Below are 8,821 nucleotides of genomic sequence, written 5' to 3'. Positions count from 1 at the left end.
CGCGCAGCGTTCGGGGTCGGTGGTGTTGCTCAAGGGGCCGGACACAGTGGTGGCCTCGCCTGACGGCCGCGGCGCCATCGCTTTCAACGCACCGCCCTGGCTCGCCACGGCCGGCGCCGGCGACGTTCTGACCGGGATCGTCACCGGCCTGCTGGCTCAGAAGGTGCCGGCTTTCGAGGCCGCGTGCATCGGGGTGTGGATGCATGGCGAGGCGGCCTGTGAGGCCGGCCCCGGGCTGATCGCCGAAGACCTGACAGAGACGCTGCCGGCAGTTTTCCGTAGAGTCTACGACGCCTTAGAGGTCGAATATTAGAGTCGTAAATGATCCGCCTGAGGCACTGATCGAGGCGCTTCAGGTGACGAGGTAACTGCGCAGCAGAAGAGGCGCCGACCATTTGGCGGCGGCGGCCTCCATCAGCCACAGACCAGGGTGCTCAGCCGCAAAGGCGATACGCTGGGTCTGGCCGGCGTCGAGCGCCAGCGTGTCCAGCCAGAACGGCTTCCAGCCGTCATCGAGCCGGTCGAGCAGCCGGAAATGATGGCCGTGCAGGTGAAACACCACTGGCATCGTGGCCCGGTTGGTCAGCGCCAGCACCACCGTGCGGCCGCGCTTGGCCTCGAAGGCCGGGCCGGCGGCCGGGCGGAAGCCGGTCGGGCCAAACCAATCGAGCTGGCCCGAGGTGAGGGCACCCAGCGTGAGTTCGACCCGCAGCGCGTTGCCGAGCGGCAGTTGCGCCGGGAGCCCATTGCCGGGCAGCGGTTGGGCGGGCAGCAACGGCACCGGACGCAGCGGCGCGCCGCTGGCGTATACCAGACGGCCGAGCGTGGTCGGCTTGCCGCCGTCGTGCAGCGTAATGGCGGTGGTCGTGCCCGGCGGCTTGGTGGCGTCGACGAAGACGTCGACCCGCGCACCCGGCGCCATCACCACCGCGCCGCCACGAGCCACGAACGGTTCAGCCGGCTGGCTGTCGAGGGCCATGACGCGAACGTCGTGATCTTCGATTCGGACAGCAATCACATTGCGCTGGCAGGCGTTGATGAGGCGGAGTCTGAACCTGCCGTTGGTCCGCACCGGGACGTCGAACGAAGGCTGGCCATTGACGGTGTAGAGCCAAGGCGCATCGGTCGGCTCGGTGCCGGGCGCGAGCAGCGTGCCGTCTTTGGCTTGGCGGAAATCCTCGATCAGCAGCACCTGATCGCCGTCGACTTGCGGCGCCTCGGGCTCGGCCACCACCAGCGGCAGCGCCGGCATCGGCGCCGGGCCGGCGTCGCCGATCAGGCGGGCGTCGACCAGCAGCGTGCCGGCGCTGCGCAGCTCCAGCGTGAAGCTGTCGGAGCCGCCCGGCGGCACCGGCTGGCGGCTGACGAGCGGCTCGGCGGCGGGCTGGCCGTCGAGGCCGCGGACGTTCAGCAGGGCCGGGCGGTCGAGTGCGTTATCGAAGCGCAGCGTGATGCTGTCGCCGCGGCGCAGCGCCGGCGCCTCCGGCGCGGTCAGCGTTGGCCGATTCAGCTCAGGCCCGTCGGCCTTCAGCCGGATTCGGCCCGGGACGGCCCGGATCGTCAGTGTCTTGGTGCCGCCTGCTGGGGCCGCAGCGACCGCCGCCGCGGGACGCAGCGAGGTGCCGAGCACCAGCCCGGCGGCGCCGACGACGAGTTCCCGCCGCGACATTGCAAACTGGTCGAAGAAATCCTTGCCGGCCATTGTCGATGCGGACCATTTTCCGGCGCCGCTGTCCAGCGCGTCGGGCCTTGGCGCGGCGCTTCACCGCGGCGGCATCCGATCGCGTTTGTTGGCTGGGATTTTCTTGATGCACGCCCTATTTGTCATGTTATAAGCCGCCGCCCGCGGCATCGCGGCCGGACATGATGCTCATTCGCGGGCGTGGCGGAATTGGTAGACGCGCTGGATTTAGGTTCCAGTGACGAAAGTTGTGGGGGTTCGAGTCCCTCCGCCCGCACCAAAGCGTTTGCGCTTGCTCATGACGATTACTCCGGACGGATTCCTGCGGCGCAGGGGTCGGTCCGTCCCACCCACCGGTGCAGGCGATGAGCCGAGCATCGCAATTGTCGACCAATTCCGGCGCGCAAGCCGGAGCAGATGAAGAAGATTGGCACCATGCAGGTCAAGGAAACCGTCGCCGACGGGTTGAAGCGCGAATTCCAGGTCAGTGTCCCCGCCGCCGACATCGACGCCAAGGTCGACGAACGGCTCGTCGACATGAAGGACAAGGTGCGCCTCAACGGCTTCCGCCCGGGCAAGGTGCCGGTCAGCCATCTCAAGCGCGTGTACGGCCGCTCGGTCGCCGCCGAGACCATCGACAAGCTGATCCGCGACACCAACGACGGCATCTTCACCGAGCGCGGCTTCCGCCTCGCCACCGAGCCGAAGATCACGATGCCGGAGGATCAGAAGGAAATCGAGCAGATCCTCGAGGGCAAATCGGACCTCAACTACACGGTCGCGATCGAAGTCGTGCCGGCGATCGAACTCGCCGACTTCAAGAGCTTCGAAGTCGACAAGCCGGTGGTGGAAGTCTCGGATTCTGACGTCGATGAGGCCATCAAGCGCATCGCCGACGCCAACCGCAGCTACGCCGACAAGGGCGAGGGCAAGAAGGCCGAGAACGGCGACCGCGTCACGATCTCGTTCAAGGGCACCATCGACGGCGTCGCGTTCGACGGCGGCACCGGCGAAGACATTCCGGTGGTGATCGGCTCGGCCACGTTCATTCCGGGCTTCGAGGACCAGCTCGTCGGCATGACCGTCGGCGAAACCCGCACCGTGAAGGTGTCGTTCCCGACCAACTATGCGAGCGAAACTCTGGCCGGCAAGCCGGCGGAATTCGAGACCACCGCCACCAAGGTCGAGGCGCCGCAGGACACCACGATCGACGACGAGTTTGCCAAGACGCTCGGCATGGAATCGCTCGACAAGCTGAAGGAAGCCGCCAAGGCCCGCCTCGCGGCCGAATACGCCGGCGCGTCGCGGCTGAAGGTCAAGCGCCAGCTGCTCGATCGCCTCGACGAGACCCACAAGTTCGACGCGCCGCCGTCGCTGGTGGAGCAGGAGTTCGAGGTGATGTGGCGTTCGATCAACGCCGAGATGCAGTCGAACGGCAAGACCTTCGCCGATGAAGACACCACCGAGGAGGCGGCTCGCGAGGAATATCGAAGGATCGCCGACCGCCGTGTCCGCCTCGGCCTGGTGCTCTCCGAGATCGGCGAGAAGAACAAGATCCAGGTTACCGACGACGAGGTCAGCCGCGCCGTCATCGAGCGTGCCCGGCAGATGCCCGGCCGCGAGAAGGAGGTCTGGGACTACTACCGCAAGACCCCGGAGGCGCTGGCCCAGCTCCGCGCCCCGATTTACGAGGACAAGGTCGTCGACTTCATCCTCGAGCTCGCCAAGGTCAACGAGAAGACCGTGACCCGCGAAGAACTCTACAAGGACGACGACGACAAGACCGCCGCCTAACGTCCTCTCTTCGTAGCATTCCGAGGCCGTCGCGACACCGTCGCGGCGGCCTTTTCGTTTCAGGGCCGGCGCTCAGGCCGGCATTAACGATGGCCGCCGAAAACCGGCGCTTTCCGGCCCTCCGGTTTTGCCCAGGCCGACCGAATCGGTATCAATCGGAGGTGGAAGAGAGCCTGCCCTTGTCGCCGCGCCGTCGCGGCATATCTGTGAACTCGCTTCTGACGTCCTGCATCACGGGACGACCCGCCGCGCGGACCGCCTTCCTGTTCGCGCCCTGTCGTCTCCGGCCAACCCTCAGGTGAGACTCTATGCGCGATCCGGTGGAAACCTACATGAACCTCGTGCCGATGGTGGTCGAGCAGACCAACCGCGGCGAACGGGCCTACGACATCTTCTCGCGCCTCCTGAAAGAGCGGATCATCTTCGTCACCGGCCCGGTCGAGGACGGCATGTCGACGCTGATCGTCGCGCAGCTTCTGTTCCTCGAAGCGGAAAATCCGAAGAAGGAAATCTCGATGTACATCAACTCGCCGGGCGGCGTGGTGACATCGGGTCTGGCGATCTACGACACCATGCAGTTCATCCGCCCGCCGGTCTCGACGCTGTGCACCGGCCAGGCCGCCTCGATGGGCTCGCTGCTGCTCGCCGCCGGCCACAAGGACATGCGGTTCTCGCTGCCGAACGCCCGCATCATGGTCCACCAGCCGTCTGGCGGGTTCCAGGGCCAGGCCACCGACATCATGCTGCACGCGCAGGAAATCCTGAACCTCAAGAAGCGGCTGAACGAGATCTACGTTCACCACACTGGCCAGACCTACAAGGCGATCGAGGACGCGCTGGAGCGCGACAAGTTCCTCACCGCCGAGATGGCGCGGGAGTTCGGCATCGTCGACAAGGTGATCGACAAGCGTCCGGAAGACACCGGGGCTCAGCCGGCCGCCAAGGCTTCCTGATCGGGAGCCGTGCCGGCTTGAGCTTGCTCAACACTCCGGATCGGCAAAACGGCATCCTCGTGAAGCCCCCAGGTCACGTTGGATGTTCCGCTTTCGTGCCGATCCGGCGCGTGACAAACGCGCAACTCTGCCTTGATTTCGGCGGTCGAGGGTCGCGTAATCCCGGCAAATCACGCTATTGTCACGTCGACCGGGCATCCGGCCGATTAGCGAATTCTTGATAGACGGGTGACAGTCTGAAAGGCTGAAGCCCGGACGACCAAAGTGTTGGGGGATTCGGGACGGTCGCGGGCTGCCGCGACCAACAAACGGCGGGGTCTTTTCTGGTACGGATTTTGCTCCATTTGTACCACATCGTCCCGGCGCAAGCTTGGACGGCACGACGTTGAAAGGCGACGTGAGATGGAGCGGGCGAACCTGACGAGACCGAACGGCGGACGGAGATAGAGATGAGTAAGGTCGGTACGAGCGACTCCAAGAACACCCTGTACTGCTCCTTCTGCGGAAAGAGCCAGCACGAGGTTCGCAAACTGATCGCCGGCCCCACGGTCTTCATCTGCGATGAGTGCGTGGAACTGTGCATGGACATCATTCGCGAGGAGAACAAGTCCTCGCTGGTGAAGTCGCGCGACGGCATCCCGACTCCGAAGGAAATCTGCAAGGTGCTCGATGACTACGTCATCGGCCAGAACCATGCGAAGAAGGTTCTGTCGGTCGCCGTGCACAATCACTACAAGCGGCTCAATCACCAGACCAAGCACAACGACGTCGAACTGGCGAAGTCGAACATCCTGCTGATCGGTCCGACGGGCTCGGGCAAGACGCTGCTGGCGCAAACGCTGGCGCGGATTCTCGACGTGCCGTTCACGATGGCGGATGCGACGACGCTGACCGAAGCCGGCTATGTCGGCGAGGACGTCGAGAACATCATCCTCAAGCTGCTGCAGGCCGCCGACTACAATGTCGAGCGGGCGCAGCGCGGCATCGTGTACATCGACGAAATCGACAAGATCAGCCGCAAGTCCGACAATCCCTCGATCACCCGCGACGTGTCGGGCGAGGGCGTCCAGCAGGCGCTCTTGAAGATCATGGAAGGCACGGTCGCTTCGGTGCCGCCGCAGGGCGGCCGCAAGCATCCGCAGCAGGAGTTCCTGCAGGTCGACACCACGAACATCCTGTTCATCTGCGGTGGCGCCTTCGCGGGTCTCGAGAAGATCATCTCGTCGCGCGGCCGGACCACTTCGATCGGCTTCGCCGCTCAGGTGCTGGCGCCGGAAGATCGCCGGACCGGCGAGATCTTCCGCCACGTCGAGCCCGAGGATCTGTTGAAGTACGGCCTCATCCCGGAATTCGTCGGACGTCTGCCCGTCGTGGCGACGCTCGAGGATTTGGACGAAGCCTCGCTGAAGAAGATCCTGACCGACCCGAAGAACGCGCTGGTGAAGCAGTATCAGCGCCTGTTCGAGATGGAGAACATCGAGCTCACCTTCGCCGACGAGGCGCTGGGCGCGGTGGCCCGCAAGGCGATCGAGCGCAAGACAGGCGCCCGCGGCCTGCGGTCGATCCTCGAGAGCATCCTGCTCGAGACGATGTTCGATCTGCCGGGTCTCGAAGGCGTCGAGGAAGTGGTGATCTCGCGCGAAGTCGTCGAGGGCACCGCCCGCCCGCTGTACATCTACGCCGACCGCGCCGATCGCGCGGCGGAGAGCAGCGCCAGCGCCTGACCGCTGGCGTCAACCTCGGCGCGCAACGCGCGCCTTGAGGTATCTAGTTCGGGTCGCCGATCGTTTTCGGCGGCCCGTTGTCATGCCCCGCAATCGTCTGCGAAGCCTGACAAACCGTGCGTTTTCCACGACTTGACACCCCCCGGCCGGATAGCCACCTAATGTCACGGCGCTGACAATCGTTCTTAGGATTCGTGTTCTCGTACACGCGTTTCGAACACATCTTGTCGGATCGCCTTGACCATCCGGACGCGTGGGCCCTGACCGGCCGATGAGCCGGTGTACTCGCACCTTGTGGTGGCTGCGCCAGCCGGCGGGCCGCGTGCAAGGGGGCACAAAGAAAGGAACGGGGCCAATGACCGCCACCAAACCACGGCCAACCATCACTTACGGCGACAGCCACGCTTATCCCGTCCTCCCGCTTCGCGACATCGTCGTGTTTCCGCACATGATCGTGCCGCTGTTCGTCGGCCGCGAGAAGTCGATCCGCGCCCTCGAAGAGGTGATGAAGAACGACGCGCTGATCATGCTGGCGACGCAGAAGAACGCGTCGGACGACGATCCTGCGCCGGACTCGATCTACGAGATCGGCACGCTGGCGAGCGTGCTGCAGCTTTTGAAATTGCCCGACGGCACCGTGAAGGTGCTGGTCGAAGGCCTGGCGCGCGCCAAGGTTGACAGCTACACCGATCGCGCCGAGTACTACGAGGCGCAGGCGACCGCGCTCGCCGACACCGACGCGGAGAGCGTCGAGGCCGAAGCGCTGGCGCGCTCGGTCGTGTCCGACTTCGAGAGCTACGTGAAGCTCAACAAGAAGATCTCCGCCGAAGTCGTGGGCGTGGTGCAGTCGATCACCGACTTCGCCAAGCTGGGCGACACCGTGGCCTCGCATCTGGCGGTGAAGATCGCCGATCGGCAGGGCATCCTCGAGACGTTGTCGGTGACGCAGCGGCTCGAGAAGGTGCTCGGCCTGATGGAGAGCGAGATCTCGGTGCTGCAGGTCGAGAAGCGCATCCGCTCGCGCGTCAAGCGCCAGATGGAGAAGACCCAGCGCGAGTACTATCTCAACGAGCAGATGAAGGCGATCCAGAAGGAACTCGGCGACGACGAGGGCCGGGACGAGCTGGCCGAGCTCGAAGAGAAGATCGCCAAGACCAAGCTGACCAAGGAAGCCCGCGAGAAGGCGCAGCACGAGCTGAAGAAGCTGCGTCAGATGTCGCCGATGTCGGCGGAAGCCACCGTCGTGCGCAACTATCTCGACTGGCTGCTGTCGATCCCGTGGAACAAAAAGTCCAAGGTGAAGAAGGATCTCGAGGCGGCGCAGGCCGTGCTGGATTCCGATCACTACGGGCTGGAGAAGGTCAAGGAGCGGATCGTCGAGTACTTGGCGGTGCAGTCGCGCGCCAACAAGCTGAGCGGTCCGATCCTCTGCCTGGTCGGTCCGCCCGGCGTCGGCAAGACCTCGCTCGGCAAGTCGATCGCCAAGGCCACCGGTCGCGAATTCGTGCGCGTGTCGCTCGGCGGCGTGCGTGACGAGGCCGAGATCCGCGGTCACCGCCGCACCTACATCGGTTCGATGCCCGGCAAGATCATCCAGTCGATGCGGAAGGCGAAAACGTCGAACCCGCTGTTCCTGCTGGACGAGATCGACAAGATGGGCGCCGATTTCCGCGGCGATCCGTCCTCGGCTCTGCTCGAGGTGCTCGACCCCGAACAGAACGCGACCTTCAACGACCACTATCTCGAGGTGGACTACGATCTGTCCAACGTGATGTTCATCACCACGGCGAACACCCTGAATATCCCGGGGCCGCTGATGGATCGTATGGAGATCATCCGGATCGCCGGCTACACCGAGAACGAGAAGCTCGAGATCGCGCGCAAGCACCTGATCCCTCAGGCGCTGACCAAGCACGGCCTCGACTCCAAGGAATGGTCGATCGACGACGACGCGCTGCTGCTCGTGATCCGTCGCTACACCCGCGAAGCGGGCGTGCGTAATCTCGAGCGCGAGGTGTCCACGCTCGCCCGCAAGGCGGTCAAGGACCTGATGCTGTCGAAGAAGAAGACGGTGCGCGTCACCGAGAAGCTGATCGAAGAGTATCTCGGCGTGCCGAAGTTCCGCTTCGGCGAGATCGAGAAGGACGATCAGGTCGGCGTGGTGACGGGTCTGGCGTGGACGGACGTCGGCGGCGAGCTGCTGACGATCGAAAGCGTGATGATGCCGGGCAAGGGTCGCATGACGGTGACCGGCAATCTGCGCGACGTCATGAAGGAATCGATCCAGGCGGCGGCGTCCTATGTCCGCAGCCGGGCGATCACCTTCGGGATCGAGCCGCCGTTCTTCGAGCGGCGCGACATCCACGTCCACGTGCCGGAGGGGGCGACTCCGAAGGACGGTCCGTCGGCCGGCGTCGCGATGGCCACCACCATCGTGTCGGTGCTGACCGGCATCCCGATCCGCCGTGATATCGCCATGACCGGCGAGATCACACTGCGCGGCCGGGTGCTGCCGATCGGAGGTCTGAAGGAGAAGTTGTTGGCGGCGGCCAGAGGCGGCATCAAGACGGTGCTGATCCCCGAGGACAACGCCAAGGACCTCACCGAGATCTCCGACGCCATCAAGGGCGGGCTGAACATCATCCCGGTCGCCCGGATGACGAAGGATC

General features: G+C 64.8%; 6 protein-coding genes and 1 tRNA gene. 6 read left to right on the top strand and 1 reads right to left on the bottom strand.

What is annotated here, in order from left to right:
* On the top strand, positions 1–313 hold a 313-nt coding region (locus I5M_RS17785), incomplete at its 5' end, for an NAD(P)H-hydrate dehydratase (RefSeq protein WP_283804875.1).
* A gap of 39 nt (positions 314–352) precedes the next feature.
* Here I5M_RS17785 and I5M_RS17780 read toward each other — a convergent pair.
* Positions 353–1,702 carry a multicopper oxidase family protein gene (locus tag I5M_RS17780; RefSeq protein ID WP_022722631.1) on the bottom strand — a complete coding sequence of 450 codons (1,350 nt, stop codon included), beginning with the start codon at positions 1,700–1,702 and terminating at the stop codon, positions 353–355.
* A gap of 174 nt (positions 1,703–1,876) precedes the next feature.
* On the opposite strand from I5M_RS17780, the gene I5M_RS17775 reads away from it, so the two are divergent.
* The 5 genes from I5M_RS17775 to lon all read left to right on the top strand — a co-directional run.
* Positions 1,877–1,961: transfer RNA gene (locus tag I5M_RS17775), tRNA-Leu, on the top strand.
* A gap of 155 nt (positions 1,962–2,116) precedes the next feature.
* Positions 2,117–3,475, top strand: coding sequence for a trigger factor (gene tig, locus I5M_RS17770; protein ID WP_031336873.1), 1,359 nt, complete (start codon positions 2,117–2,119; stop codon positions 3,473–3,475).
* 308 nt (positions 3,476–3,783) lie between these two features.
* Complete coding sequence (locus I5M_RS17765; protein WP_022722629.1) at positions 3,784–4,428, top strand: ATP-dependent Clp protease proteolytic subunit; 645 nt, start codon at positions 3,784–3,786, stop codon at positions 4,426–4,428.
* A 449-nt stretch (positions 4,429–4,877) separates the two neighbouring features.
* Positions 4,878–6,152 (top strand): ATP-dependent Clp protease ATP-binding subunit ClpX, encoded by a 1,275-nt coding sequence (gene clpX / locus I5M_RS17760; protein ID WP_022722628.1) that lies wholly within the window; start codon positions 4,878–4,880, stop codon positions 6,150–6,152.
* Positions 6,153–6,507: 355 nt separating this feature from the next.
* On the top strand, positions 6,508–8,821 hold a 2,314-nt coding region (lon, locus tag I5M_RS17755), incomplete at its 3' end, for an endopeptidase La (protein WP_022722627.1).

Origin of the sequence: Rhodopseudomonas sp. B29 (genome assembly GCF_000333455.1) — a bacterium.
Classification (GTDB): Bacteria; Pseudomonadota; Alphaproteobacteria; order Rhizobiales; family Xanthobacteraceae; genus Rhodopseudomonas.
The sequence above is the reverse complement of the archived record's forward strand: the minus strand, read 5'-3'. Positions and strand labels throughout refer to the sequence as shown.